Below are 26,610 nucleotides of genomic sequence, written 5' to 3'. Positions count from 1 at the left end.
GCATTTTCGGCAACCACGGTGATGTTCTTGGTGGCCGGATCTTCGCTGACTTCGGCAACTTTCCCCTTGATCAGGATGACGTTCTCATCTTCTTTGATCTTGTTGTAAAACTTTTCGTACCGGTCGCCGGGCGAACGGATATCGATGTAGAAGATATACACCTTGGTCTCCGGATACTGCTCCCGGATGTAAGTGGCGTGTTTCAGGGATGCCATGCAGCAGATGTAGGAGCAGTAAGGCAGATGGTTCTCATCACGCGAGCCGGCACACTGAACAAAAGCCACGCTCTCCGGGGCCTTGTCATCGGATGGGCGAACGATCTTGCCCTGGGTGGGGCCGGATTTGGAAGCCAGGCGCTCCAGCATCATGTTGGTAATGATGTTGTCGTACTGGCCGAAACCCAGGTTGTCGATCCGGTGGGCGTCGTATGGCTCCCAGCCGGTGGCCCAGACGATGGCGCCCACGGGCAGGTCGACGGTTTTGGCTTGCATCTCCAGGTCCACCGCATCGTATTTGCAGGATTCCTTGACCCGGTTGGCATCGTCGGTGCCGATAATCTGCGGCGAAATGACGAATTTGGCAGGGAAGGCCATTTCAAAGGGAAGATAGGCGCCCTTGGTTTTGCACATGCCCAGGTTGTACTCATCGGACACCTCGGTCTGGCAGGCATCGGCGCAGGCGCCGCAGCAGGTGCAATTCTCGTTTACGTAGCGGGGGTTCATTTTCAGGCTGACATTGTAGTTGCCGGGCGTGCCGCCCACTTTTTCCACTTCCGCCAAGGTGAACACCTTGATTCTCGGATTGTCCTTGATACGTCTGAAGTTGATTTCCAGTCCGCAGGTCGGCGGGCATAGCTTGGGAAAATACTGATTCAGCTGCGCCACTCTTCCGCCCAGATAAGGATTCTTTTCGACCAGAAACACTTCATACCCCACTTCAGCGGCCTCGATGGCCGTGGTCAGACCGGCGATACCGCCGCCGACCACCATAATGCTTCCACTCGCAGGGGCTGTTTTGTCGTTTGTCATGCTATCCCTCCGTGCATCAACGTTTCAAAAGGTCATGAAAACAAGTTGTTAAAAAATGCCATTGGTTTCGGGCAATACCCTTTTATTGAAACTGGAAACGGGGAGCTGGAAACCACGTTACCCATACGTACGGGCCTCCAGGAGCCGGTTTCACGCTCCAATATAAGCAACGGGCCTTATTGGAACCGCATGTCGTTCGACATGGCACGGTCCCAGATGGGTACTACCCGAAAAACAGAAAAGAACAACATCGGTTCGGTAATAAAAACCTCCAGGTGCCGCAAAGGCACCTGGAGGCGTGTTGCTATTCGACTAGAACAACCGTCGACATTCCATTAATCCGGGATGATCTTGATGTAGTCTTTCTTGAAGATATCCCATTCCTTCTTTTCGGGATCGAACTTGGAGTTGACGAAGCAGAACCAGTTCTCGTCATCCTGTCCCGGATAGTCCGACTGATAGTAGAAGCCCGGGTAGCGGGTCTCTTTACGGTACTGGATGTGGCGCAGGTGAGCCTCAACCGTCCAGATGCGATGTTCGATTTCCCAGCATCTCATCAGCTCGTGCAGGTCACCGGCAGCCATCTTTTCGCAGTCTTCACGCATGGTGGCGAGCAGATCCATGACGACTTCCAGAGACTTGGTGGTGGTCATGTAGTAGGTGGCGGTTCCGGTACCGTACTCATGGGTGGCCTTCATCAGGCGGTACATCATTCCATTGGGTTTGATGTAGTTGGGGTTGATGTCGATGGCGGTGGTGTAGTCCTTGTTGTCCAGGAAGGTCCGGACCGGCTTGTAGATCAGGTCGACCAGCTCTTCCTTGGACTGCTTCAGGGCCGGAGCAAAAGAAGCAAAGTCAGTGGCGTAGCGCACCATCTGTTTGGCGGCGATGCGGCCTTCGGCATGGGATCCGGAAGAGAACTTGTGCCCGGAACCACCCACACCGTCACCGGAGGTGAACAGACCGTTAACGGTGGTCATACGGTTGTAGACCTTTCCGTTGGTGGCTTTGATCTTGTAGCTGTCCGGCACCCAATCCAGATCCGGGCCGGAGGTCCACAGACCGCAGCAACCGGAATGGGAGCCCAGCAGGTAAGGCTCGGTGGGCATGACCTCGGAGTTTTTCTTCTCCGGTTCACAGTTTTGCGCACACCACAGGTTGGCCTGGCCACAAGTCATGTCCAGGAAATCTTCCCACGCTTCGGACTCAAGGTGCTTGAGCTCTTTCTTGTCCATGGTTTCGCCAAGGGTCGCCAGAGCGGTCACGGTGTCCATCATGATGGGGCCGCGGCCTTCTTTCAACTCGAACAGCATCAGGTGGTTACGCAGGCAGGTCGGAGTGATGGCAGCCGTGCCGTAAGGCGCGTATTTTTCCAGTTCGGCTTTGGCGGCGTCACTGGCTGCAAAGTTTTCGCCCAGGCCGTTGAGGGTCTTGGCCTTGAACAGCAGGAACCAGGCACCCACCGGGCCGTAACCGTCTTTAAAACGGGCCGGGGTGAAACGGTTTTCCATCATGGTCAGTTCGGCACCGACCTTCATGGTCATGGTGTAGGTGGAACCGGCGTTCCATACGGGATACCAGGCACGGCCTTTACCTTCACCCACCGAACGGGGCTGGTAGATGTTCACCGCGCCGCCGCAGGCAACCATCATGGTCTTGCATTTGATGATGTAGACGATGTTCTCGCGTACGGAGAAACCAACCGCGCCGGCGATCTGGTTGGGCACGTTGGCATCCAGCAGCAGTTCGACGATGAAGCAGCGCTCGAGGATGTTGTCATCACCCAGGGCCAGCTTGGCAGCTTCGGCGACGATCCGCTTGTACGACTCACCGTTGATCATAATCTGCCATTTACCGGTGCGGACCGGTTGGGCGCCGGACTTCAGGGTCCCCATTTTCTGACCCTTATTGCCGTCCAGGGTTTTGCCGTCTTCATTTTTTTTCCAAATGGGCAAGCCCCACTCTTCGAACAGGTGTACGGAATCGTCCACATAGCAGCCCAGATCGTAGATCAGGTCTTCGCGGACCAGACCCATCAAGTCGTTGCGGACCATGCGAACATAGTCTTCTTTTGCATTGTCACCCACGTAGGTGTTGATGGCGGACAGGCCCTGGGCAACGGCACCGGATCTTTCCATGGCGGCCTTGTCGCACAGCAGCACGGTCTGGTCGTCTTTGAGCCATTTTTTAACTTCAAATGCGGTACCGCAGGCAGCCATACCACCGCCAACGATGAGAATGTCAACTTCTTTTTCGACGACTTCGGGATCCCGTACGGCCTTGAGTTCACCCACAGGTTTATTCGGTAATGCCATATCTTATCCTCCTGTAGAAATACGAATTCTTAAAGATTTTATCGATAGCAAACAATCGACTGCAAACAGATGGACCGGATTAGACCTTCGGGGTCGGAAGGACGTACCCGTCAGCTTCTTGGGTGGAAAGCAGGGGACTTTCCAGATCTTTGCCTTTAAGATCCACATAGGCATTGGCCTGGCCTTCGGGGGTGGTCCGGATGGGGAACTTGAAGCGCTTGATCAGGCCGTTCCTGAACTTACAGGTCCACATGACATCCTCGGTACCCATCATGGGCATAATGGAGCTTCCCAGGGGTACGAAGTCTGCGTAGCCGCGAACTTCGACGGCCTGGGTGGGGCAGATTTTGACGCAGGAAAAGCACTCCCAGCACTGATCCGGTTCCTGGTTATAGGCTTTCATGGAGTTGGGCTCCAGCACCATCAGGTCATTGGGACAAATGTACATGCAAGCGGTCTTATCGCCGCCCTTGCAGCCGTCACATTTTTCCGAAATTACAAAACTTGGCATTTAGTATACCTCCTACGGTTAGTTAAAAAGATTTCACTCAACCTACTTCCGAAATTAAGGCTAAAACCTCCTGTTCCTCGCACCTCCCTTCCATAGATTAGGTGTCCGAATGGTTTCGACCCGGACAGTTACACTGAGTTTACATAAAACCCCATACCCTGTTTTTACAAATCACGACGTGCGGACATGAATCCAATGCGCTGCGGCATTGATTTGATCGATTGAATATATCGTATAAATTCGGGAAGATAGTCATCGTGCAACACAAGGTAAGATCAATATCATCCAGCATATTCATTGTCAAGAATTTTCGGTGGTATAAAAGCCCAAAAGATGCAGTCACTTACATTCAAACAGGCGATAGTCTACATATCGTTGAACCTTCCCCAAAAGGCACAATATATGGTGGAATAGTCTGATTGACGACGCCCACGGTCAACCCGTCAGGATCGATTTCCGATTCCGTCGATTCGGTCTATTTGATGAAGATTGCAGTTGACACGCCTGACTAGCGTGCTACCACTGCCCCACACGACCAGAACCCAAACGCGCAGGAATGCGGCCATGCAACCCACTGTTTCTTCACTGGAAAAGCATCAGACCTTCCGTTTCACCTGTTCTCCAGACGTGACCTGTTTCAATGCCTGCTGCCGGAATCTGAACCAGGCGCTAACCCCCTATGATGTCTTGTGCCTCAAACAGTTTCTTGAAATGTCGTCCGGTGATTTCCTTAACCGGTACACCGAGGAGAGCACCGGACCCGGAACCGGGCTGCCCGTGGTTTCCCTGCGATTCAGCGATGCAGATGACCTGGCCTGTCCCTTTGTCACCGATGCCGGCTGCCGCGTATACCCGGCCCGGCCCGCTTCCTGCCGCACCTACCCACTGGCCCGCGGAGTCTCCCGTGACCGCAAAACAGGACGTTTGACCGAACACTGGGCACTGATTCGAGAGCCCCATTGCCTGGGTTTTACAAACGGACAACGGCAGGCCGTGGATGAATGGGTGGACAGTCAGCAAATTGCCACTCACAACCACATGAACGACAAAATGCTGGAGCTGATCAGCCTCAAGAACCGGTTCCGACCGGGCCCGTTGAGGCCTTCCGAAAGAAAACGGGTATATACGGCCCTTTACGATCTGGACACCTTTCGCAATGATCCGTATTACAGGGACAGCAACGTTGCGACCACCGCCGACATCCAACCCCTTGACCGGTCAAGAACCGGTGACCTGGATCTGCTGATCGTCGCCATGGATTGGGTCCGCAAAAACCTCCTGATCGTTTCACCGGAAAAGGCCTGAATATGAAACCCACCCAGAAAGTTGCCCTGGTGCTTGGCGGCATCAAGGGTATCGGGAAAGCCGTCGGTCTGGATCTGCTGCGCCGTGGTACGCGGGTGGCGGCCACCTGGTTTGACTGGCCGGAAAGCCTGACGGCCATGCAGTCCGATTTCGCCGATACGGGAACGGACCACCTGATCGAGCGGGCCGACCTGCTGGACACCGATGCCATCTCCAGCCTGGTAAAACGGATCACGGATCGGTTCGGCCGGCTGGATATCCTGATCAACAATATCGAACGGGGGGGATGGCCGGTCGTGCATGGCCGGTACACCCGGGAGCAGTGGGATCTGGAGATGGCCACCACCCTGCGAGCCAAGCAATGGGTCTTCGAGGCAGCCCTGCCTCACCTCAGGGCCTCCGGGGACGGCGCTGTGGTCAACCTCTCGTCGATTGCCGGCATTGTCGGTCGAAGCGGTCCGGCCAGCTATCTCTTCAATGAGGGATATGCGGCGGCCAACCGCGGCATCTCCCTGCTCACGGAAACCTGGGCCCGTTTAGGCGCTCCCCATGTACGTGTGAACGAGCTGATGCTGGGCGTCTTTGAAACCCGCCATGGACCTGAGACCCGCGGATGGGGACTGCTGACCGAGGTGCAACGGCAGGCCATCGTGGATCACACCCTGCTGGCCGGAATTGGCCGGGTAGAGGATGTGGTTCGGGCGATCCGATTTCTATTGGATGACGCCCCGTTCATGACCGGCAGCGTGATGCGACTGGATGGCGGCTACCCGCTGGGCGGTGAGCCCGTCGCACCCATGCCTAAGGGGGTCGTGTAACCTCACCGTTCATGAAGCATCCGGGACAGCACCACTATCCATGGACCCTATGCAACACCCATTAAAAACATACCCCGCGCTGGTGGCGACGATGGTGTTCTGGGGACTCTCTTTCGTGGCCACCAAAATTGCCCTGGAAAGTATCCCCACCTTTACCCTGGTGTTTACCCGCTTTTCCCTGGCGGCCCTGATTTTTCTTTTTCTGCGGCGGGGGCGCAAATGGCCCTCATTCACCCGCAAAGACCATGTAAAAATGGCGCTGCTGGCGCTTTTCGAACCGGGGCTTTACTTCATCTTCGAAACCATCGGTCTGCAGCACACCAGCGCCCCCAAGACCGCGCTGATTATCGCCACCATTCCAGTGGTGGTGCTGGTGTTAGGCGCACTCATGCTGGGGGAACGTGCCGGTGGAACCAGCGTCATCGGCATTTTCCTCTCATTCGGGGGAATCATTTTGCTGGTAATCGGTGACCCGGAATTTGGATGGTCCTTGGAAGGATCGCTGCTGGGGGATCTGCTGATAGGCGGCGCCGTCATTTCTGCATCGCTGTACATGATCTTTGCCCGGGACCTGGGCCGCAGATATTCGTCCTTTGAAATCACCTTTGTCCAGATCGTATACGGCGCCGTGTTTTTCTGTTTGCCTTTTTTCTGGGAAGTCCCTTCTTTAGCGTGGTCGTTCATTACCCCGCGATCGTCCCTGGCGGTCCTCTACCTGACCGTATTTTCCACGGTGGGCGCCTTTTTGTGCTATAATTACGCCCTTTCCCAGGTGCCAGTCTCCCGGGCGGCGGTATTTGTCAACGGCATCCCGGTAGTCACCGCCATCGGTGCGTGGGTGCTTCTGGATGAAAGGCTCACGGTCATACAGGCCGGTGGCGGGGCGCTGGTGCTGGCAGCGGTTTTCATTACCAACCTGCCCCCTGGCTTGATCAGAAAAAAAAAGCGTCCATAACCGGAGCTCGAGGTCGTTAGCAGTACTTAATCTTCACCGCTTCCACGATCCTGCTGCGGCGCAGTCTGTCCCGGGGATCATCGTCGACCGCCGTCAGGATGTTCGTCAGATAGGCCCGCTGGTTGTCGATGGCCTTTTGATAAAGGTCTTCATCGATTTTCCATCGCGCCCTAAAATGGTGGATCATCAAACGGTTCGAGGATGACAGTTGGGTTTCACAACGATCCGCCATACGGATGTAAAAATCTTTTGATTGATGCATCAGGTCCAACTCGTCTGCATAGTCGTCGATACGAGCCTCGTCCAACTCGTAGAATAGAAAAAGCAGCTTTTCCAAATAGGTGCGATCTGCCATTTGGGCCAGGATGTCCGCCGTGGCCAGCATCTTCCCAATCTGTTCGATGCCTTTGTCCGGAAACGGAACAGATGCCAGATCACAGTTGAGATCGGTGCAGTGAATCATCGCCATACTGGCGTGGATTTCACTTTCCAGCAGACCGAAGGCCGCGAAGTGCTGCTGAAGAAAATCCATACTGCGCCGAACATGGCAGGAGGTATACTTGGCGCCGGTGCCTTCGCCATCGTCGCTGTTTTGCAGGTATCCCGCATCGTGCAGCAGGGCCGCCACCAAACCCTGGTGAACCTGACGGGGAGAAAAATAGACCCCAGTTTGCCCCGCGCCATGAAAGAGCCGGACCATGGCCAGAAAACAATCGGTGACATGCTTCAGGTCATGATAATCGGTATTGCAGCCTTTGGTGTGTTCCCAGTCTCCCTGATAAAGCGACACGGTTTGGTCGAATGCAGATCGGATGGCCAACGGATCCGTATCCGCGGAAAAGAGCGCAACCACGGTTATCGCCTCGTCCAAAACCGCTTGTGGGGATTCCATTTGAACCAGATTCGCCAGCTGGATATCAACCATTTCTGGATTGTCCCTCCTGTTAGTGACGGAAGTCAACCGCCCCGCCGTTTAGGACCGAAAAAATAATTGACCTGACTGGGCAATTATTTTTTCAGCAGCCTTTCGATCAATGGCGCCACTGATACCGGCCATTGAGTGCCGACCGTTTCGCCAGAACATGCGGCCACAGCGTTTTTGTTTTTCATGGATAGACCTAAACTTCAAGCCAAAATTGCAGTCCGAAGAGGGTCCGGATCGCAGGCGCGCCGCATTAGCCACTGGCTATTGCGGTTCAACAGGATTGTTGATACATGTATGGCCTAATCCAAACACACCGGAACCTGGCTTGAAAAGCCCTTATCATCAGTTGGTTGAGAAACGGGAGGGTCTGTCTGTTATATTACCGGTGAATGACAGCTATGGCGCCCTCAACAGAAATAGGAACTTGCCCGATGAGAGTGGTTACCAGACCCGATTTCGACGGTGTCGTATGTGCCGCCTTGCTGATGGATGCGCTGAAAATCGGCCCACCGGTACGATGGGTCCAGCCCAGCGACATGCAGCACCGGCGGGTGGATATTCAGACCGGCGATGTCATCGCCAACCTGCCCTTCCACGAAGGCTGTAGCCTGTGGTTCGATCACCACTATTCCAATCAACCGAAGGCCCCCGTGGACGGGATGTTTAAAATCGCACCGTCGGCGGCTGGAATTGTCTATGAATACTACCGGGAAGATCTGGATCGAGACTACACCGAGCTGATTCGCCAGACCGACCGCATCGATTCGGCAGATTTGACATTGGACGAAATCCTTCACCCGGAAAACTACCCCTACGTGCTGCTGTCGATGACCATCACCAACCACGATTCATCCGAAGAACGCTACTGGGATCATCTGGTGACCCTGCTGCGGACCCGCTCCACGGCCCAAGTGATGGACGATCCGGAGGTAAAGCGGCGATGCCAGCGGGTGGTGGATACCAACATCGTCTACGAAAAAGCCCTCAGGGCGAATACCACACTGGTGGACCACGTCTCTATCACCGATTTCCGTGGCCTTGATCCGGCACCCAACGGAAACCGTTTTCTGGTTTATTCCCTGTTTCCCGACTGCACGGTGAATGTCAAAATCATCTTCGATGAAGATAATCTGGCCAGTATCAAGGTGGGCCACAGTATCTTGAATCGGGGCTGTGAAGTGAATGTGGGAAAGATGCTCTCCGCCTTCGAAGGAGGTGGTCATCCCGGGGCCGGGGCCTGCCGCTTCGCCAGGGATAAAGCACCAGATTATCTGAACCGCATCTTACACATCCTTCGAAAAAACGTCCCCGTCTGAACCACGCACGGGAACGCGCGTTCCCGCCACTGGCAGGCGCGTCTGTTAAAATCCGCTATTCGATAAATACCACCATCGGTGAAGTGATTCCGCATCTTGACGCAGGAAGGCGTGAGCCAACCACTACCATCTTGGAGATAAGATTGCCCACACACGGTCAACGACCATACCATCACGGTGACTTACGCCGATCCCTGATCCAGGCAGGATATAGGATCATCGAGGAGAAGGGACTGGCCGGATTGAGCCTGCGAGAGGTCGCCCGGGTAGCCGGCGTCAGCCATACGGCACCTTACCGTCATTTCCAGGACAAGGCCGAGCTGCTGGCGGCCATCGCTCAGGTGGGCTTCAAACAGCTCACCGATAAAGCCGGCAAGGCGATGTGTCGGCATGAAAATGATCCGCGCAAACAGTTTGTGGCTGCATCGGTGCAGTACATTCTTTTCGGGGTCAGGCACCCCCGCATGGCCCATCTTCTTTTCGGCGGCATAATCAACATGCGAACCGCCCCGCGAGCTCTGAAGCAGTCATCCTGGGCCGCTTTTCAACTGGTTGAAACCATCATCAATAATGGAAAAAGGGCGGGTGTCTTCCTCGACCGCGACACCATGGAGCTGGCGGTAACCACCTGGTCAGGCATTCACGGTCTGGCCCAGCTGATCTCCGGCGGCTACCTGAGCCGCCTGGCCGCCACGGAGCGTCAGGTGGAAACCCTGGGAAAAATGGTGTGCCAACTGCTATTAACGGGCATTCTCAAGCCGGACGAAAACAAGTAAAGACAATCAGGGTTCAGGGGGTCGGGCATCGAAAGGATCCGGGCGACGACGTTTATCTGCATCTCCTTGGCCCCTTGGGTCCTTGAACCCTCGACCCCTTTATCCAACTATCCATCGGCAAACATGGCTTTGATCCGCTCCCGGCTCTCTACCAGCATCTGGCGGTTTTCATCGAAGACTTCCAGGGTGAGCGTGTCATCATAACCGGCACCCTTGAGGCGCATCACCAGATCCGCGAACTTGATGGTTCCCTGCCCCACGGCCAGGTGGTCATCCCGCGTACCCTGATTGTCACTGACGTGCAGGTGACCGATGCGCAGGCCAAACCGGTTTACCAGCTCTTTCAGGCGTCGTCCCCGACGATCGTGGATGTTGGCGTGGCCGGTATCCAGGGTCAGCTTCAGGGAAGGGAAGGTCTTGAATATCTCCTCAAAATCATCCGGCTCCACCCCCAGCCGGTTTCGGACAAACATGTTTTCCAGACAGATGGTCACGTCCAAGCAGCTGGCGGCGTCCACCATTTCCGACAAAAAATCGAACGCATAGCCTTTGACCGTGTCCAGGACATAGGCGCCCATACCGCCGGCCATGCTCGGGTGCAGGACAACCTTTTTGGCTCCCAACTCGGCAGCCACTTCCAGAGATCGGTGCATCTCCATCAGCGATGCCCGCCGGAGGCTTTCTGTGAGATCGGCAGTGGAGAGAAACGTGGGCAGGTGGCAGACCAGGCCCAGGCCGTTGACCTTCAACACCTGGGTAATGGCCGTCCGGGAGGATGAAAGCGTGCTATGGTGAGCCATGGGCGGATCCATGGCCAGCTCCAGATAGTCGAACCCCAGCCGGGCAAAGGTTTCGATTTCGTCCAATACCGGTGCTACCGGAAAATTCATCGCACCAAAATGCATGTCAGAGCCCCCGGCTTAGGGGAAATGTATATGTAGGTTTTTTCGGGCTCACGTGAATCAATAAAATCCCGGCGGCAATGAAAACCATGGCCACAATGAGATTGGGCGTGATGGGTTCGTTCAATAAAAGCCCGCTGCACACCACGCCGGCAATGGGCATAATGAACACAAACGAATGCAGGGTGGACGCACCGTAGCGTTTAAGCATGGTGCTCCAGGCCACGAAACCGAAGGCGGCACTGATCAGGCTCTGATAAACATATGCGCCGATTACCGTCAGGTTCAGGTCGTAAATCATCCGGCCATCCCATAAAAACCCGGTTGACAGGAAAACCGGGACCGAGAATATCATGGGATAGAGCACCAGGTGAAACGGGGAATAGTCATTGATGATGCGCTTGGTGTAAACCACATTGCAGGACCAAACCACCACTGCTGCAAAAATGATCAGATCACCGCTGTGAAGCGATCCGGAAAAACCCTGCGTGCTGGTGAACATGAAGGCCACGCCGGTAAACCCCAGAATAATCCCCGCCAATTTTTTCCATGTGATGCGTTCTCCGGAGATGAACCGGTGTGAAAGGAACAATACGAAAAAAGGCAACAGATTGGAGATCAACACCCCTCTGGAAGCATACGTTCGCTCGAGCCCCAGATAAAACAGGCAAAGCTGAATCGTAAATGCCGTGGACACGATCAGCAGCTGAAACGCCTGACCCGACTTGATGCGAAAACTGCGGCCGGTGAGGTGGGCCCAGCAGGCGATGGCAACTGCCGCCAGGGCAAAACGAAGGCCCGCCGTTGTCAGTGGCCCCATACCGGTCAGAGCCAGTTTGATGGCCACGGCATTACCACCGAAAATCACGGTGAGGCATATGATGAAAATCCCGGGAATCAGGGTCATCTCCGCATTATCTGAAGCCATTTTGACTCACATCTGTGGGTTGTTGGACGTATCCAGCATGTACCGCAGAAAAACGGCCACGTTTTTGGCCGCAAAATGGGTACCGGTCCGGCCGGCAAAATCGGGATCTCCGGAAAATACCGGCCCCCCGGCCACAATCCGGGTTTTGCTGGGCAGGTGGTTGGCGATGCAGATCAAGTCGTCTTCAGTATCAAATTGAAGAATGGTCAGTCCCAAAAAATCCGGCTGATATAGGCGACAAGCATCCATAACGGCCTCGGGCGTTTGCATCAGGCCCAGGCGGATCAAGCGAATGCCGACGGCGACGGCATATTTTTCGATAATAGCCAGTCCCTGACCCAGGCCGTCATCCAAGGTTGCGGTAACCATGGACGGTGACTGGTCCCAGATACCGTTAACCTTCAGACGCTCGCGCAGGCATTCCAGGTTCCCTGCCGCCTCGTCAAGGCCCTGCCGCGACGGCAGCCCGGTCGCTATCCATCGGTTGGCAAAGCTGCCCACCGCCGCTCGGAAAGCGCTGTATGCCTCGTCCATGGCTGTGCATTTTCCCTCAATTGATGTCGGTGATCACGAAAACAGGCACGCCCCCAGGGTCTTGGGCAGCGGGCGGCCAGAATTTCCGTTGCCTGCTGCGGGAACGGATGGCGATTCGGAAATCGATTGTCACCCTTGCCAGGCAACGCGCCGCTGAAGCCCTTCAATCACCAATAGCGCCAACGGGATACCACCACCAACGCGGGTGAGTCAAACGATGTTTCATCAACAGATCTCGGTGGTGAATTTCAATCATTACCTTTTTTTCCTATTTTTGATCCAATCCACGTTCTTTTTTCACATGTAAAATGCTTGATTCCTGAATTATCCATCCCATAGGATTCAAAAAATGTGTATTATCAAATTGTTAACTTTTTTATGCCCTTTGGCAAAAAAATTGCTTAGACCTTAAATAATTGCTCACGACTCATCGACCCAAAGCGCCATCGAAAAGGAGAGACGCCATGATCGATTTCATTCTTGCCGGACTGAGCGCTGGACTTCTCGCTTTTTTGACACTGTTTATCATTTCTTTTGTTACTCTGGGTTTGATCACCGGTGTCATTCATTTGGTTACCCTTGTTTACCGAAGCCTGGTTTTTGGTAAAACCGCAACCTACGAAGAACAGGCGGCTTAACAGGGTATGGAAAACAATCTGGCTTCAATTCAGACGCACGACTTTTACAATCAGCGCCATTCGCCTGTGGCAGGGCCGAACCCGCAATTTTAAATAAAACCCGGTACACGTAAAATGGGTTTCCCACCGAGGCCGGACCGCCTCTTTACCACCTTCAGGTTGCCTACCCGGTAAGGATTGTCAACTCGTGACCGCGATTTCTTGACGACATTCGATTGTTGACTTTTTCTATTCGGCTAAATAAATAAAGACCGGTTGGTTTTTTAAAGGAGCAGATCATGTCCGCCAAGGGTGAACTGACGCGTCGAAACATCATCGAGAAATCCCTGCAACTTTTCTCCGTCAAGGGATATTTCAACACCTCCATCAGTGATATCCTCCACGCCACCGGACTGACCAAAGGCGGGCTTTACTGCCACTTCAAGAGCAAGGAGGATGTCTGGCATGCGGTTTACAGTGATGCCGTGGAGATCTGGAAATCGGTTGTTTTCAAAGACATGCAGTCCGCCCCAGGCCCGCTTGAACGGATTGAGCGCACGATCGAAAACGTCCTGCACGGGTACTTAGGCAGGGAGGTGTTTGACGGCGGTTGTTTTTTCGTCAACATGCTAGTGGAACTCTCCGGCCAGTCCGACAGCATGGGCCGCCACATCCTCAAGGGCTTCGTCGGGTTTTCCAAACTCTTCCAGTCCTGGTTAACGGAGGCGGAAACCGCCGATCTGCTCAAACCGGATCTGGACTACCGCGAAATATCCAATTTCATCGTCATCACCTTGAATGGTGCCGCCACATTGTACATGTCCACCCGCGACCGGATGGTCCTTCAGCAGACAAACAACCAGCTGCGCTTTTTCATCCGGCAGTTGCGCAGCTGAAAGGAGAGGGGTCGAGTGACATGCCGCACCAAACGAAGGCATACCATCATATAGGCTTCGCTTGCTTCCACGGTAGAAAGCCTTCGGTCGGCCCGAGATAGATCAACTTTGGGTCATTGGATCACGTGATGGTCATCTCAACCCTGTCTATGGCCCGGTTCTTTACAGCATCGTATTACCTGGTCGGCACCGGACAGTGGCATGTTCGTCTGGGTAAAAGGACCTGAGGGGATAGATATGGAAACAGTGAGCCAAAAGGCGGTATCCCGAATGACGGCATCCGTTCCAGGAACTTTCTTGTTCGACAGACCGGGAGAAGGCAGGGAAACCATGCGGCTTTCCTACACCATGGCCAATGAAGAAACCCTGACCGGCGCGGTAAGAATCCTAAACGAAGTTCTCCAAGACGCACTGACGCAAAAACAAATTTATCAGCGGACAGGATAGTAAACTAGAAGGGAATGTCCTCCGCCCCCTCAAAATCATCGATGGTCTCGGAGAGCTGCTGGACCACCGCACCTTTGGTGCTCGATTGAAAGATGGTGACCAGTTCATGCAGGGCATCATATCCCTGCTCATAGGTATTCATGTGAAAATCCTGGGCCAGCAGGGAAAACCGCTCAATATCCAACTCTTTGAGACAGGCATCCGTATAAAAGTGGATCAGTTCGCCCAGCATGCTCTCGAACTCGCTGAAATATGACAGGTCGTCAAGAAGGTCCAGGTCCGTGGGGTTGGCGGCCAACCCGTTCAACAGGATCGCTTTCAAATTGGGATTGGCCTGTTTAAAGTATTTGCGAATCAGCGGAAGATTGGACGTTGCGGAATAGCGCTCTTCCAGGTAGGCATCGAGGACCTGTTGAGTGACAAGCCCGCCGGTGTCCAGAAATTGAACCAACCGCCACTGGATTTCCGTTTCGGGAACAGCTGCACGCTCTTCATTGGCCTCTTCCTCGTATAGTAGATCGGTTTCATCATCCTGCCACACAAACCCGACCTCCTCCAGCCGCTCCCGATAGTCCCGGGGGTGTTTTTTAATTATCTCGCTCACCTGAGCGATCCGGTCTTCGGGGTCGTCCGTTTCAAAAAACAAGCCCTCGCAAGCCGCATCGATCTCCGGGTCGCCATCCGGTTCGGCCGATCCGGTAATACAGGTAAAGCAGCCGTACCCGGCGACGGCAGACCCCGCGACCCAAAGGGGATTGCCGCATGCACAACGGACGCCCTGGCGCCGGGCGGCAAGGGCGTCTTCGACGGCGGCACGAACCTCATCGCCGTCGGCTTCTTTATGGTTGCGCAGGTATTGATTAACGAACTGATTCAAACGAACAGCCACAAAACCGGACATCGCCGCTCCATTCAACACGTGATAGTTAGTGTCCGTCCAGAAATAGGCAGTTTGGGCCGAGATCAAGGCTTTCGAAAAATTTTACCGGAAGCATATGTTTGATATTCCGAGGATAAAATTTTTCGAATAACGCAGATATCGGGCAAATTGTTCATTTATTGATGGGCACTAGTTAACGAACCGCCTGGGCCATGCCCCTTTCAAGAGGCTGGGCCCGGTAATTTCGATTTTCTTCATGCTTTTGGCACAACCGGTGTTTGCCGTCAAGGGTTAGGCTGCGTTGCCTGAGCCATAATACGTGGGGCAGCCCCTACCAGTCTATAAATTACTATTGAATTCGATGGGTTCCATGGGTTTGACATCACCGGGGCGGTGTTTATATTGGTTGTGCAAAATGCAGACCAATACTTAATTGTAGCCCATTGTCCATGCAAGGAGGAGATGATGCGGTTTGACCGATTTACCATAAAGTCGCAGGAATTGATCCAGAATGCCCAGGCCCTGGCATCCACCCTCGGCAATCAGCAGATCGAGCCGGTACACCTGTTGGCATCCATGCTCGACGAAAAAGAAGGGGTGGCCAGGTCCGTATTCAAACGGCTGGGTGCCGCCGGTGACAGCATTGCCACCGCGGCTGCCAAGGCCATCGACCGACTGCCCAAAGTCAGCGGGGGGGATGTGTATCTCTCTTCGGCCGCCAAAGCCGTTCTCGAAGCAGCATTTGTCGAAGCCGGCAAGATGAAAGACGAATACACCAGCATCGAACACATCCTGCTGGCCATGTGCGACAAAAAAGCGGGGGAGGTGTCCCGCATCCTGTCCGCATCCGGCGTTAACCGGGATGCCATTTTGAAAGTGCTCATGGAGATCCGGGGCAATCAGCGGATCACCGACCCCAATCCCGAGGAAAAATACGAGGCACTCAAAAAATTCAGCCTGGATTTGACGGATATGGCCCGCAGCGGCAAGCTGGACCCGGTCATCGGCCGGGACGACGAAATCCGGCGCATCGTTCAGGTGCTCTCCAGACGGACCAAAAACAACCCGGTGCTTATCGGCGAGCCCGGGGTGGGCAAGACCGCCATCGTGGAAGGCCTGGCCCAGCGCATAGTGGCCGGCGATGTCTCCGAAAGCCTGAAAAACCGACGGTTAGTTTCCCTGGACATGGGCGCCCTGATCGCCGGTGCCAAGTACCGGGGCGAGTTCGAAGATCGCCTCAAGGCGGTGCTCAAAGAGGTGGAAAAAGCCGAAGGTCAAGTGATCCTGTTCATCGACGAACTGCACACCTTGGTGGGCGCCGGCGCCAGCGAAGGATCCATGGACGCCTCCAACATGCTCAAGCCGGCTCTGGCCCGGGGAACGCTTCGCTGCGTGGGCGCGACCACCTTGAACGAGTACCGCAAGTACATCGAAAAGGATGCCGCCCTGGAGAGACGCTTCCAGCCGGTGCTGGTGCGCGAACCCAGCGTGGAAGACACCGTTTCCATCCTGCGCGGGCTGAAAGAAAAATACGAGGTTTACCACGGCGTACGCATCAAGGACTCCGCCATCGTGGCAGCGGCAGCCCTGTCCCATCGCTATATCGCCGACCGGTTTCTTCCCGACAAGGCCATCGACCTAATTGACGAATGTGCCTCCAAGTTGCGTATCGAAATCGATTCCATGCCCGTGGAAATCGATGAAATTCAACGCAAAATCCTCCAGGCGGAAATCGAGCGGGAAGCCCTGAAAAAAGAGACGGACCCGGCCTCCCGGGAGCGGTTGGCCAAGCTGGAAGATACTCTGGAATCCATGCATTCTCAGATCGCCGGCATGAAAAACCACTGGGAAGATGAAAAGCGCCTGATCCAGAACATCCGCAAGATCAAGGAGGCCCAGGAACAACTGGGTGTCGATGAACAGCGGGCTGAACGGGAGGGCAACCTGGCCCGCGTCGCCGAACTGCGCTATGGCAGGAGCCGTGAATTGAAGGGCCAGCTGGAGCGGGCCAACGAGGACCTGGAAGCGCTCCAGTCAGACAAAAAGATGCTCAAAGAAGAGGTGGATGACGAGGATATTGCCGAGGTGATCTCCCGCTGGACCGGCATTCCGGTGAGCCGCATGCTGGAAGGGGAAAGGCAGAAGCTGGTGAACATGGAACAACGCCTCGGCAAACGGGTCATCGGCCAGGAACAGGCCATCGAAGCGGTCTCCAATGCGGTGCGCCGCGCCCGCTCCGGACTCCAGGACCCCAACCGCCCCATCGGCTCGTTCATCTTCATGGGGCCCACCGGTGTCGGCAAAACAGAACTGGCCAAGGCCCTGGCCGAATTCATCTTCGATTCCGAGCAGGCCATGGTGCGCATCGACATGTCCGAGTTCATGGAGAAGCATTCGGTGTCCCGACTCATCGGCGCCCCTCCGGGCTATGTGGGCTACGACGAAGGCGGCTACCTCACCGAGGCGGTGCGGCGGCGGCCCTACGCCGTGGTCCTGTTCGACGAGATCGAAAAGGCCCACCCGGAGGTGTTCAATGTACTGTTACAAATTCTGGACGATGGTCGCATGACCGACGGCCACGGAAAGACCGTGGATTTTAAAAACACCATCATCATCATGACCTCCAACGTGGGCAGCCAGGTGATCCAGAAACTGGGCGGCCACGACCGCGAAGCGATGGAGCGGCGGGTCACCGAGGCCCTGCGGGCTGGCTTCAAGCCCGAATTTCTCAACCGAATTGATGAAACCATCATCTTTTTGAACCTCGAGCCGGACCAGATCGGCAAGATCGTTGAGATCCAGATGGCGCGCCTGGCCGGTCGGCTGGCCGAACAGAACATCGAGCTGTTCCTCTCCGATTCGGCCCGCGACCTGATTGCCCGTCAGGGCTACGATCCCGTCTACGGCGCCCGTCCCTTAAAGCGGGTGATCCAGCGGCAGATTGAAAACCCCCTGGCCATGGAGATACTGGAAGGCAACATACAGGAGGGAACCCGGCTCAGCGCCGAGGCGGAAGGGGAGCGGATCGTGTTCCGGCAGATCTGATTAAATTTCCCGTTCCCACGTGGGGGTCGGGAACGTGAAATTTATAGGCTGTCTACGATTCGCTGGGTAAAATGCGCCTCAACCCACCCGGCGAGACACAGACAGCCGATCACCAATAGGGCAATTTTTATGATTGGCATGGCGTTTCTGTGCATTTCCATCTGCTGAAAGACCGTGCGGGTCGTATTGATGCGCACCTGTTTGTTGACCATCAGATGTGCCGAATAGGTGACTGCACCCGCTAGCGAAAGGGTTGGAATTTCAATCAGACCATGCGGCAGAAGCGCGATAATTGATGAATAAAAGGACCCGAAGATAAAAGCTGCCGTTGAAACTGAAAGGCCGCTTTCGATTCCAAGCAAAATGATGCCCAGCAGGGGAATCATCAGCCAGACATATAACCTGCGCAAGGGCTCTTCTTCGATTTCTGTGCATCCCGGTAGATAGCAGAGAATTTTCATTCTTGTCTTCCCACAAAAAATCTTTCTAAGAAATCGCGGAGGCAATCCAATGTGGTCTGGGTCAAACAATGCGGCCGTATAGATAAATGACATAGTGAATAAAGCACCGATTGAATTCCAGACAAATAGCGAGATACCATTATCGATTCCATGTCGTGCGCCCATATCCAAAACCGGAAGGGCATAGGAAAGACGCTTGGTGGATAGTTCATATATGCTTTCCGGTTTGATGTGCCCGATCTTCACCAGAAGCGTTCCGGCAACAAGACCGATGACCAATGCAAGCACATAGGCCCCAATCAGTTTCTTCCAGGCTACAAATAGCAGCGGTTGTGTAATTTTCATGACTCACTTATTGGCGTTTTAATCCTTGGGCTTTAATTTTGCGGGACCAAACCGGGGTAGCTGCCAGTTGGTGTCCACACAAGCGCTTCAGCAAGAACCAACATACGCTTCGGTGGTCATTGCATGGCAACAACACCGTTCCCTTTTTAGAACACGGGGATGTTAACGCGAGTGTCTGCCAGCGTACCATTATGCGGCGCAACTAGACCATCGACCAAACTCCCATCTCAATTATCCCGTCTTGACCCGGGCGTCGAGCTTGATAAGCCGTCGCCTTAAATCGCCGATACCTCTTGGTTCGCGTGATTAGATTTCTCATAAACACCGTGTTTTCCTTGACAAACATCCCAATTTATTGTTTTTAAGGGGAAAAGGAACAAATCATGATCATGGTTCAGGCCGCTGGTTTCAGTGATATCGGAAAAGTTCGCAAGGCAAATGAAGATTGCTTCCTTCTCAACGAACCGATCGGACTATACGTCGTGGCAGACGGGATGGGGGGTCATCGCGGCGGGGGGATAGCCAGTCAAATTGCCATAGAAACCATCGACGGATACATGGCAAACCCATCTCAGGAATTTTCAGATGCCGATGGAACCCAGGCCGTTGACGTCCAGAGTGCGGCCGCCAACCGCCTGCGCCAAGGCATCTTCTTGGCCAATCAAAAAATCTACAATCAGTCCGTCGCGGACAAGGCCTGCCGGGGAATGGGCACCACTGTTTCTGCGCTCTACCTTTCCGGGAATTCCATCATCACAGCCAATGTGGGAGACAGTCCCATTTATCTGTTGAGAAATAGGGAAATCGAGACCCTTTACACGCCCCACACCCTGCTTCACGAGCGCAAAAAAATACCCAAGTCAATGAAGGGTCGGTATTCAGAAAGCAGACTGGCGCATATTCTTACCCGGGCCGTTGGTATCCGGCCTGACGTCGGTGTGGCGCTTGTAGAAACCCCATGCTTTTCAGACGATATCGTCGTCCTATGCAGCGACGGCCTCAGTGGCAAAATTTCCCAGGAAGAGATCCGCGATCTGGTCTACCAGAATGATTCGAATTCGGCGTGCAGAAAGCTGACTGATTTGGCCAATCAAAGAGGCGGCGAAGACAACATTACCGTCATCGTGGTGCGGGTCACATCGGCAAACGAGAGGCCGGTAAATCGTCTGTTTGGACGAATTGCCGGCATTCCGGCATGGATTGCATCCCTTTTCGGCGCTAAAAACCGTTCCAGAGCAGAGTCTCTTGTAAAAAAGGCGGCCAAATGATCAGAATGCTCGTCAAGTATAAGGACAGAACGATCAAAGAGTTCGCCCTCGATCGAATCGACACCCTATCCATAGGGAGAAACCCCAATCACCATCTGGTCATCGATAATTATGCGGTTTCCGGCAACCATGCCGTCATTTTCAGAGAAGGCAACCGATTTATCCTAAAGGACACCCACAGTAAAAATGGTACCTTCCTGAATGGATTGACCGTTCAGCAGGCGAATCTCAAAAACGGGGACCTCATCACCATCGGTAAACACACGCTGGTTTTTTTGGACCATGGGCGGTCAAGGCCGAGACCCGAACAAGGCGGTTTAAAAACCTCCGGCCTGCCCGGTGATCCCGGTCCGGACCACACCATGTTCATGGACACGGAAGTCTACCGCCGGATGCTGGCCGAGAGCGGAGATATTCCCGAAATCCCTAAAGCACCGGCCTACGTGGCCTTTCTGGCTGGCGGGAACGGCAGATTCGACCTGGCAAAAAGCATGATTACGATCGGCAGATCCCACCGGTGCGATATCGTCATTGGTGGTTTTTTTTCCTTCCTGGCCGGAGATCCGGCTGCGGCTATCAGCAAGACCCCTCAACACCACTACATCAGCGGCGTCAGTGGCTGGATCAAACCGAAAGTCAATGGGCAGACCGTCCACGGGCCGGTCCGTCTTAAAGACATGGACATCATCAAAATCGGTGTGGTGGTTCTCCAATACGCCTCAGAAGGCCCGGCAGCACCATAAAGGAACCTCCCCTTGGAAGACCGGTTTAAACGGATGGGCACGCTATGAAAAAATGGATCACAATCATCGTGCTCTCAGCGATTTGCACCGCCGTTATCACATTCATTAAAGTTGATCTCACCTCGACCAGTCAGGTCATCTATATCAAGGGAGGAGAGCCGGTCCTTGCCGATAAGGTCGACCAGTCCGATCAATTCGTCTTTTACGAAGCCAACGGAAAATCCGGCATGTTTATGAAAGATGACGTGACCTCCTTCGGGTCAATCAAGGTTCAAAAACAGACCTCTCTGCTTAGTATCATCGACCACCAGAAGCTAAAGATATTGGTGAATTTAGGATTCAATCAGAAACTGATTCGGGCTTTTGATAGTCGCCTGCTGATTTTTCTGTTTATGCTTGCCACTGCATCTGGAATCGCCAAACTGATCCTGATGTTATCGACTGCGGTAAAAACCGAGGCTTCAAAAACACCGACGGCCGATGGTCTCTCTAATAAGTCCGATCGATCCTGCGATGTTGATGAAGATTGTCAGGAGACTTCCTATTTACGTGATATCGCACTGTTTTTCCTTGGTATTTACAAGGTCCAAAACGGCCTGGATAAGGATGTTCCTGCCCGCTTTACCATGACCGAAACCTCCACATCACAGAAAATGAAAATTTTCGAATTGGGCGTCAAAGGCAGCAACGACTGGCTGACCCGTCGAATGTCCGTCGGGCCATTGGGAGAAGAGACCGGCAGCAAAAGCAAATGCTTTTACGTGATCTACGACACCCACATGGTAGTAAAGATACCGCCAGTTCCAGTCACGGATATGGAAAAATATGTGCGGGACATTCGAAGAGAGGTGCAGACCGCCGCACACCTTTCACCGGTCACCTGCATCGTTCCCATGGTGTCCGTAGTGCTTAAAAAGGTTAAAAAGCTGCCATATGAATCGAGCCTTACCCAAGAGCAACTGGAAAAACAATATATCCGGCTGGTTGAAGAGAATCCCGACTATCAGGAATACCTGAAAATCAGAGACCGATTTGCCTTCTTTATGGAACTGACCAACAGTTTCTTCTTAGGGCGGGTCATTGATGAATTGCACGAATCCAAAGACAAAACCGGTAACGAATTCCGTGATGCGCCGGACGTGGCTTGGGACCAGGAAGCATTCACCATCCGATACGGACTGGCGTCCCTCCCCGTTTTTGAGGGGCTTCATACCCTTTACCAACTTTGTGAGGCCGAAACCAATCGCATTATCAAGGAGTCGGGCCAAGGGGAGAAGGTCCACACCTTCCAGATCAAAAACTGGTTTCTGGCCTATATCTCCGGAGAGAATCGCAACATAGAAGAAAAAGGAATTGATGCGGCACTGCTCTCCCGGATCACAGATGGCTTTTCAACCGTTTTCAAAGCCAATCAAAAAATCGTAGACGACCTGATCCAGCTCTTGAAAACGCAGCAGGAGACAAAAGCCTTTTCGAAAAGCAGGCAGCAGATCGAAAATATCGCGTCCAATGTGCTGCAGTTGCTCTGCTTGCTCAAAGAAAAGCGCTTAGCGCTAAGGGACTTGAAGCCGGACAATTTGTTTCTGGATGCTGATCCGGACACCTATCCGGGATTTCTGAAAAATAAGAGCGCATTTTCAATCGGCGTAATCGATGTAGAAACGGCGGTTTCGCTGAAACCCACCCGCGACGGCACCATTGCTCAACCCCTTCTCGGAGGAACGCCCCTTTATGCCACACCGCTCCATCTATTAAAAAACAGGACGATTTCCTCCAATTTTGGGAACCTGGGAGATGCGCTGCATCTTCAGGATTGGTTTTCCACTATGGCAATTATGTTCAAAGCGGTTACCGGAAGGAACCTTTTTCCCAGAGCCGCCCGTTCTTTCCCGGGGATTTTGAAAATCCTCAAGTCCAGCCGTGACCGCACCGATCCCGATGAAGCCACCGTCAAGGCCATGAGCCAGAAATTCTGGTCGGCCGCAGCCACTGACATTAAATCCCACATGTCTGCATTCTCAGATGTATTGAACCAATTGACCCTGTCGGTTCCCGAAGCCATGGCACCCCCGATCAAGCAAGAGCTGGAGCGCGAAAAAGCCTTAATTCATCTGGCGATCCGCAAGCATGTCTCTTTGTCTCCTCTCTTAAAGAGCGAAAAAAACAAGGTTTTTCTTCTGGAGGCGTCATGTGATGCCCTCGCCAAGCAGGTGGCCCGGTGGGAAAACCACGCGCAGCTTCCGGATCAACATCAACGCGTCGCACCCCAGATGGTTGCATTCTTGAATAATCTGAATCGATTAAAACAGGGCGAATCGGAAAAACGCCGTGCCATCGCCGCATTTGCCGACCCACCCCACCACGTTTCCGCCTATTCTCTCCTCGAAGCCATGTTCCAGATTGTCTTCAGAGCCATGTACAAGTCACGCTGGAAAGCACTGCCGACAGCCGCCGGCGCGTCCGCCCAACAAACCGCCGTAAAAGAAGATCGCTCAATGGTCACCACGATATTAAACGACAATTGACCCTGACGAAGCGCTTTATGGAAAAAGCCGCAAGCTCGCTTACGACCGGGGGGCTTTGATAAATTCTGAAATAGCCGCCTTGTCCTTGATGCCGTCTTCGGTCACCAGAAAATCCACATGCTTTAGGTCCACGGTGTCGTGAGAGTGGGTGATCAACTGGAAAGAGACGTCGCCATGGGTTTTGGATTCCACTTTTCGATGGATGCGTTGTTGGGATGAGTGCCGGTGGGAAAATTTGAGGGTATTGGCAAACAGGTAGACTGGTAGGTTGCTCAGGTGACACAGGCTGACAATATTGGCGGATCCAATAGCTGAAATGACTTTCATGTCGTCGGTGATGGACAATGCGCCCATGAACACCTTGTTGCCCTGTTCGATATAGTGGCTCAGGCTGTATTCGGGGATGATTTCCATGTCGATCCCGGCGGCGGACAGGGACTTGATCAACCGACGGGTCTTGGCCAGATCCTGCTTGAGCACGATCACCTTGAAGGTTTTCTGCAGGGTCTCCCTGGCCAGTTTAAGCATGTTGGTGACATCGTAGCTGATGGTGTGAACGATGATCACATCGCCTTCGCTGATACAGGTCAGGCCGTGCTCGATCACTTTGCCGGTCTTGGTGATGATCTTGTGGTGCTTTGCTTCCAGAATCTGGATCGCCTTGTCCTTGATCTGGTCGATGGACTCATCGGGTGCTTCACCGATCTCCTTTTCAAACTCTTCAATCAGGTGAATCAGGGGAATGACCTTGGGCTCCGTGTTCTTAATGGCCTCGGACAGTTCCAAATACAGTTCACGGACCTCCTCGACACTGCAGCGCACCTGTTTGATGGATTCGATGAAGGCCTTGATGGCCATCATGGTGACCCGGGAAGAACCGATGGTATCCTCATGGTCCCGGATCAGACTGCACAATATTTCTTTGTCTTCGGTTTTCATAACGATATCCACAAATAAAGCATTAAATAGCCCGATGCAATCACCAGTGTGATCAGGGTGATCACGACACTTTTTCTTGCAAAATCGAGAAATGAAATTTCCTGGCCGAATTTTTTCGCCATACCAATCGACACAATATTGGCCGACGCGCCAATCATGGTCAGGTTACCGCCCAGGCAGGCGCCCAGAGACAGGGCCCACCAGAGGATATTGTTGGGAATGGGGTTGCTCTCCAGCATCAGCTTGACGATCGGAATCATGGTGATGGTAAACGGGATGTTGTCCAGGAAGCCCGAGACGATGCCGGACACCCACAGCACCGTCAGCACGATCACGTAGGGGTTGTCACCCACGCGCAGGAAGATGTTGTGGGCCATCCATTCGATCACCCCTTTTTGCTCCAGTATGCCTACCAGGATGAACAGGCCGGTGAAAAACAAAAGGGTGCTCCACTCGATCTCTTCCAGCATCTCTTCCACGTCGATACGGGTGATGACGAAAAGGATCATGGCCACCAGCATCGCCACCACGCCCGGAGACAGTTTGGTGATGGTCTGGGTGACAAACAGAACAATGGCCAGGCCCAGGCATACCAGTCCTTTGGTCAGGAAGATCTTGTCGATTTTCGTATCCAGAAATTGGTAACGGATCTTTTCCAGTAGCAGCTGCACTGAAAAGAGCTTGGCCAGGTTGGTGTCGATGGGCTTGAATTTGTCCCGGTTGGTGGCCCAGATGTATACGAGCGCGGCCGCAAAGCAGACCAGGACCGGCAGGGTGAGATTGAGCATGAACTGGTTGAAGGTCAACCCGACCTTGGAGCCGATGATGATGTTGGGTGGATCGCCGATCAGGGTGGCCGTGCCGCCGATATTGGATATAATCGCCTGGCTGATCACGTACATCTTGGGGTCCAGGCCCATGCCCGCGGTGAGTTCGATGATGATGGGGATGATGATCAGCACGGTGGTCACGTTGTCCAGAAAAGCGGACAGGACGGCGGTGACGATGGAAAAGAGAATCAATATTTTCAGCGGACTGCCCTGGGTCAACTCGGCGATTCTGACCGAGACGATCGAAAAAAAGCCCGATTTTCTCAGTATGGCCACGATGGACATCATACCCAAAAGCAGCATGATGGTTTCGAAGTCGATAAACTCGACGGCCTGGTGCTCACTGACCACATGGAGCACCAGCAGGATCATGACGCCGAGCAGTGCGGCGACGGCCTTGTTGACCAGTTCAAAGGTCAGGGCAACATAGACCGCCAGAAAAACGACAATCGGAACCAAAACCCCTTCCATCTCAGCGCCCTTTCCAACTCGTCAATCGTGACAACCTTCTGAAATCTTATACACTTAACTGTACGCAGTAATTATTCGGTTGCTGGACTCCGCTAACCGATAGAAGAAACTGAATAATCACTGTAGTATGGCCTTACTTCAGAAAGCACTCCTGCATCGCATCACTGACAAACTCAAAAACATCCGTGAGTCTGAGTAGACCAACGATTTCACGCACATCATGATCTGCGGTCACCAGCAAGGAGTGGTGACGACCGATGATCAGCCGGTGTATGGCTTCATCCATGCTTGCACGCTCATTCACGAATTCACCCTTGCCGGGTGCATACATAAGTTTAATGACCTTCTGATGGATCGCTTTTCCGCACAGATTCTCAAGGGCTTTTTCCCACAGGTGGTATTGCTCTATGGTCGATTTGACGAAGCCATCACTGAATCCGAGCCTGTGAATTGAACCACTGGGCGCAGAATTTCTCATCTCCTTGTAATTGGGTTCAAGGGCCTCGATCACATCATGCTGGCTCAACTTGCCGACAATGTGATTGTTTTTGTCGATCACCAGAATGGCCCGATGCCGATAGCGCTTTTGATTAAACGCGGCTTGCGCTTCCTTTAATGCCTTGACGGCATCCAGGAGTGTGGCCGCTTCAGAGACCGTGGCATACTCTGAAAGCGGAACCATCAGGTTTTTGACTGTGTATGATTTCATTTCGCGCCTCCGCCCACCCGTTCAAGAGCGCTGGCAGGTTAATGGTCGCTGATGACCGGCGGAATTTACCCCAATGTTGCATAAAAATATTTGAAAAGTAGCTAAACTATTGGAAACATAT

At 53.6% G+C, this 26,610-nt stretch carries 24 protein-coding genes; 12 read left to right on the top strand and 12 right to left on the bottom strand.

What is annotated here, in order from left to right:
- From QNK41_RS05355 to aprB, 3 genes are all read right to left on the bottom strand, one after another.
- On the bottom strand, nt 1–1,028 hold a 1,028-nt coding region (locus QNK41_RS05355; RefSeq protein ID WP_319254521.1), incomplete at its 3' end, for an FAD-dependent oxidoreductase.
- 335 nt (nt 1,029–1,363) lie between these two features.
- Complete coding sequence (gene aprA, locus QNK41_RS05350; protein ID WP_319254519.1) at nt 1,364–3,343, bottom strand: adenylyl-sulfate reductase subunit alpha; 1,980 nt, start codon at nt 3,341–3,343, stop codon at nt 1,364–1,366.
- A gap of 79 nt (nt 3,344–3,422) precedes the next feature.
- Nucleotides 3,423–3,854 (bottom strand): adenylyl-sulfate reductase subunit beta, encoded by a 432-nt coding sequence (gene aprB, locus QNK41_RS05345; protein WP_319254517.1) that lies wholly within the window; start codon nt 3,852–3,854, stop codon nt 3,423–3,425.
- Between the two features lie 564 nt (nt 3,855–4,418).
- Here aprB and QNK41_RS05340 point away from each other — a divergent pair.
- From QNK41_RS05340 to QNK41_RS05330, 3 genes are read left to right on the top strand one after another with little or no spacing between them, the layout of a single operon-like run.
- Nucleotides 4,419–5,159, top strand: coding sequence for a YkgJ family cysteine cluster protein (locus QNK41_RS05340; protein WP_319254515.1), 741 nt, complete (start codon nt 4,419–4,421; stop codon nt 5,157–5,159).
- A 2-nt stretch (nt 5,160–5,161) separates the two neighbouring features.
- On the top strand, nt 5,162–5,977 hold the full coding sequence (locus QNK41_RS05335) for an SDR family NAD(P)-dependent oxidoreductase (RefSeq protein WP_319254513.1): 816 nt from the start codon (nt 5,162–5,164) through the stop codon (nt 5,975–5,977).
- Nucleotides 5,978–6,017: 40 nt separating this feature from the next.
- Nucleotides 6,018–6,932 carry a DMT family transporter gene (locus QNK41_RS05330; protein WP_319254511.1) on the top strand — a complete coding sequence of 305 codons (915 nt, stop codon included), beginning with the start codon at nt 6,018–6,020 and terminating at the stop codon, nt 6,930–6,932.
- Nucleotides 6,933–6,948: 16 nt separating this feature from the next.
- On the opposite strand, the gene QNK41_RS05325 is transcribed toward QNK41_RS05330, so the two are convergent.
- On the bottom strand, nt 6,949–7,857 hold the full coding sequence (locus QNK41_RS05325; RefSeq protein ID WP_319254509.1) for a hypothetical protein: 909 nt from the start codon (nt 7,855–7,857) through the stop codon (nt 6,949–6,951).
- 431 nt (nt 7,858–8,288) lie between these two features.
- On the opposite strand from QNK41_RS05325, the gene QNK41_RS05320 reads away from it, so the two are divergent.
- Together QNK41_RS05320 and QNK41_RS05315 are read left to right on the top strand one after the other, a co-directional pair.
- Nucleotides 8,289–9,173: an exopolyphosphatase gene (locus QNK41_RS05320; RefSeq protein WP_319254507.1), complete on the top strand. Its 885-nt coding sequence runs from the start codon at nt 8,289–8,291 to the stop codon at nt 9,171–9,173.
- Between the two features lie 143 nt (nt 9,174–9,316).
- Nucleotides 9,317–9,949, top strand: coding sequence for a TetR/AcrR family transcriptional regulator (locus tag QNK41_RS05315; protein WP_319254505.1), 633 nt, complete (start codon nt 9,317–9,319; stop codon nt 9,947–9,949).
- A gap of 107 nt (nt 9,950–10,056) precedes the next feature.
- On the opposite strand, the gene QNK41_RS05310 is transcribed toward QNK41_RS05315, so the two are convergent.
- Genes QNK41_RS05310 through QNK41_RS05300 form a run of 3 tightly spaced genes read right to left on the bottom strand, consistent with a single transcriptional unit; the run spans nt 10,057 to nt 12,313 of the window.
- Entirely contained in the window at nt 10,057–10,854 is a 798-nt protein-coding gene (locus QNK41_RS05310; RefSeq protein WP_319254503.1) for a sugar phosphate isomerase/epimerase, read from the bottom strand.
- Between the two features lies 1 nt (nt 10,855).
- Entirely contained in the window at nt 10,856–11,779 is a 924-nt protein-coding gene (locus tag QNK41_RS05305; protein WP_319254500.1) for a DMT family transporter, read from the bottom strand.
- 6 nt (nt 11,780–11,785) lie between these two features.
- Nucleotides 11,786–12,313, bottom strand: coding sequence for a hypothetical protein (locus tag QNK41_RS05300; RefSeq protein ID WP_319254499.1), 528 nt, complete (start codon nt 12,311–12,313; stop codon nt 11,786–11,788).
- Between the two features lie 464 nt (nt 12,314–12,777).
- Here QNK41_RS05300 and QNK41_RS05295 point away from each other — a divergent pair, with 464 nt between their 5' ends.
- From QNK41_RS05295 to QNK41_RS05285, 3 genes are all read left to right on the top strand, one after another.
- Nucleotides 12,778–12,951 carry a hypothetical protein gene (locus QNK41_RS05295; RefSeq protein WP_319254497.1) on the top strand — a complete coding sequence of 58 codons (174 nt, stop codon included), beginning with the start codon at nt 12,778–12,780 and terminating at the stop codon, nt 12,949–12,951.
- A gap of 278 nt (nt 12,952–13,229) precedes the next feature.
- Nucleotides 13,230–13,826, top strand: coding sequence for a TetR/AcrR family transcriptional regulator (locus tag QNK41_RS05290; RefSeq protein ID WP_319254495.1), 597 nt, complete (start codon nt 13,230–13,232; stop codon nt 13,824–13,826).
- Nucleotides 13,827–14,027: 201 nt separating this feature from the next.
- On the top strand, nt 14,028–14,273 hold the full coding sequence (locus QNK41_RS05285) for a hypothetical protein (RefSeq protein WP_319254493.1): 246 nt from the start codon (nt 14,028–14,030) through the stop codon (nt 14,271–14,273).
- Nucleotides 14,274–14,277: 4 nt separating this feature from the next.
- Here the strand turns inward: QNK41_RS05285 and QNK41_RS05280 are convergent, their stop codons facing one another.
- Nucleotides 14,278–15,174, bottom strand: coding sequence for a hypothetical protein (locus tag QNK41_RS05280; protein ID WP_319254491.1), 897 nt, complete (start codon nt 15,172–15,174; stop codon nt 14,278–14,280).
- A gap of 444 nt (nt 15,175–15,618) precedes the next feature.
- Between QNK41_RS05280 and clpB the strand changes: the two genes are divergently transcribed.
- Nucleotides 15,619–18,198: an ATP-dependent chaperone ClpB gene (clpB, locus tag QNK41_RS05275; RefSeq protein ID WP_319254523.1), complete on the top strand. Its 2,580-nt coding sequence runs from the start codon at nt 15,619–15,621 to the stop codon at nt 18,196–18,198.
- Between the two features lie 41 nt (nt 18,199–18,239).
- Here the strand turns inward: clpB and QNK41_RS05270 are convergent, their stop codons facing one another.
- On the bottom strand, nt 18,240–19,004 hold the full coding sequence (locus QNK41_RS05270) for a stage II sporulation protein M (protein ID WP_319254489.1): 765 nt from the start codon (nt 19,002–19,004) through the stop codon (nt 18,240–18,242).
- Nucleotides 19,005–19,387: 383 nt separating this feature from the next.
- Between QNK41_RS05270 and QNK41_RS05265 the strand changes: the two genes are divergently transcribed.
- From QNK41_RS05265 to QNK41_RS05255, 3 genes are read left to right on the top strand one after another with little or no spacing between them, the layout of a single operon-like run.
- Complete coding sequence (locus QNK41_RS05265; RefSeq protein ID WP_319254487.1) at nt 19,388–20,272, top strand: PP2C family protein-serine/threonine phosphatase; 885 nt, start codon at nt 19,388–19,390, stop codon at nt 20,270–20,272.
- The gene (locus tag QNK41_RS05260; protein ID WP_319254485.1) at nt 20,269–21,015 is read left to right on the top strand and encodes an FHA domain-containing protein; all 747 of its coding nucleotides are present in this window, start codon (nt 20,269–20,271) and stop codon (nt 21,013–21,015) included. Before QNK41_RS05265 ends, QNK41_RS05260 begins: the two co-directional genes overlap by 4 nt.
- 44 nt (nt 21,016–21,059) lie before the next feature.
- The gene (locus QNK41_RS05255) at nt 21,060–23,540 is read left to right on the top strand and encodes a serine/threonine-protein kinase (protein WP_319254483.1); all 2,481 of its coding nucleotides are present in this window, start codon (nt 21,060–21,062) and stop codon (nt 23,538–23,540) included.
- A 39-nt stretch (nt 23,541–23,579) separates the two neighbouring features.
- Here the strand turns inward: QNK41_RS05255 and QNK41_RS05250 are convergent, their stop codons facing one another.
- From QNK41_RS05250 to QNK41_RS05240, 3 genes are all read right to left on the bottom strand, one after another.
- A complete protein-coding gene (locus tag QNK41_RS05250) occupies nt 23,580–24,479 on the bottom strand; it encodes a hypothetical protein (RefSeq protein ID WP_319254481.1) in 900 nt (299 codons plus the stop codon).
- Nucleotides 24,476–25,780: an ArsB/NhaD family transporter gene (locus tag QNK41_RS05245; protein WP_319254479.1), complete on the bottom strand. Its 1,305-nt coding sequence runs from the start codon at nt 25,778–25,780 to the stop codon at nt 24,476–24,478. The genes QNK41_RS05250 and QNK41_RS05245 overlap by 4 nt, the downstream gene beginning before the upstream one ends.
- A 133-nt stretch (nt 25,781–25,913) precedes the next feature.
- Nucleotides 25,914–26,489, bottom strand: a complete 576-nt coding sequence (locus QNK41_RS05240; RefSeq protein WP_319254477.1) for a CBS domain-containing protein — start codon at nt 26,487–26,489, stop codon at nt 25,914–25,916.
- Nucleotides 26,490–26,610: the final 121 nt, after the last annotated feature.

The organism is Desulfosarcina sp. (assembly GCF_033791525.1).
Lineage (GTDB): Bacteria > Desulfobacterota > Desulfobacteria > Desulfobacterales > Desulfosarcinaceae > Desulfosarcina.
Note: the sequence above shows the minus strand (reverse complement) of the source record. Positions and strands in the feature narration are given on the sequence as shown.

What these genes read in the sequence shown, in the direction of transcription:
- aprA (WP_319254519.1), bottom strand. Translation starts at nt 3,343, where the DNA reads ATGGCATTACCGAATAAACCTGTGGGTGAACTCAAGGCCGTACGGGAT.
- aprB (WP_319254517.1), bottom strand. Translation starts at nt 3,854, where the DNA reads ATGCCAAGTTTTGTAATTTCGGAAAAATGTGACGGCTGCAAGGGCGGC.
- QNK41_RS05340 (WP_319254515.1), top strand. Translation starts at nt 4,419, where the DNA reads ATGCAACCCACTGTTTCTTCACTGGAAAAGCATCAGACCTTCCGTTTC.
- QNK41_RS05335 (WP_319254513.1), top strand. Translation starts at nt 5,162, where the DNA reads ATGAAACCCACCCAGAAAGTTGCCCTGGTGCTTGGCGGCATCAAGGGT.
- QNK41_RS05330 (WP_319254511.1), top strand. Translation starts at nt 6,018, where the DNA reads ATGGACCCTATGCAACACCCATTAAAAACATACCCCGCGCTGGTGGCG.
- QNK41_RS05325 (WP_319254509.1), bottom strand. Translation starts at nt 7,857, where the DNA reads ATGGTTGATATCCAGCTGGCGAATCTGGTTCAAATGGAATCCCCACAA.
- QNK41_RS05320 (WP_319254507.1), top strand. Translation starts at nt 8,289, where the DNA reads ATGAGAGTGGTTACCAGACCCGATTTCGACGGTGTCGTATGTGCCGCC.
- QNK41_RS05310 (WP_319254503.1), bottom strand. Translation starts at nt 10,854, where the DNA reads ATGCATTTTGGTGCGATGAATTTTCCGGTAGCACCGGTATTGGACGAA.
- QNK41_RS05305 (WP_319254500.1), bottom strand. Translation starts at nt 11,779, where the DNA reads ATGGCTTCAGATAATGCGGAGATGACCCTGATTCCCGGGATTTTCATC.
- QNK41_RS05300 (WP_319254499.1), bottom strand. Translation starts at nt 12,313, where the DNA reads ATGGACGAGGCATACAGCGCTTTCCGAGCGGCGGTGGGCAGCTTTGCC.
- QNK41_RS05295 (WP_319254497.1), top strand. Translation starts at nt 12,778, where the DNA reads ATGATCGATTTCATTCTTGCCGGACTGAGCGCTGGACTTCTCGCTTTT.
- QNK41_RS05290 (WP_319254495.1), top strand. Translation starts at nt 13,230, where the DNA reads ATGTCCGCCAAGGGTGAACTGACGCGTCGAAACATCATCGAGAAATCC.
- QNK41_RS05285 (WP_319254493.1), top strand. Translation starts at nt 14,028, where the DNA reads ATGTTCGTCTGGGTAAAAGGACCTGAGGGGATAGATATGGAAACAGTG.
- QNK41_RS05280 (WP_319254491.1), bottom strand. Translation starts at nt 15,174, where the DNA reads ATGTCCGGTTTTGTGGCTGTTCGTTTGAATCAGTTCGTTAATCAATAC.
- clpB (WP_319254523.1), top strand. Translation starts at nt 15,619, where the DNA reads ATGCGGTTTGACCGATTTACCATAAAGTCGCAGGAATTGATCCAGAAT.
- QNK41_RS05270 (WP_319254489.1), bottom strand. Translation starts at nt 19,004, where the DNA reads ATGAAAATTACACAACCGCTGCTATTTGTAGCCTGGAAGAAACTGATT.
- QNK41_RS05265 (WP_319254487.1), top strand. Translation starts at nt 19,388, where the DNA reads ATGATCATGGTTCAGGCCGCTGGTTTCAGTGATATCGGAAAAGTTCGC.
- QNK41_RS05260 (WP_319254485.1), top strand. Translation starts at nt 20,269, where the DNA reads ATGATCAGAATGCTCGTCAAGTATAAGGACAGAACGATCAAAGAGTTC.
- QNK41_RS05255 (WP_319254483.1), top strand. Translation starts at nt 21,060, where the DNA reads ATGAAAAAATGGATCACAATCATCGTGCTCTCAGCGATTTGCACCGCC.
- QNK41_RS05250 (WP_319254481.1), bottom strand. Translation starts at nt 24,479, where the DNA reads ATGAAAACCGAAGACAAAGAAATATTGTGCAGTCTGATCCGGGACCAT.
- QNK41_RS05245 (WP_319254479.1), bottom strand. Translation starts at nt 25,780, where the DNA reads ATGGAAGGGGTTTTGGTTCCGATTGTCGTTTTTCTGGCGGTCTATGTT.
- QNK41_RS05240 (WP_319254477.1), bottom strand. Translation starts at nt 26,489, where the DNA reads ATGAAATCATACACAGTCAAAAACCTGATGGTTCCGCTTTCAGAGTAT.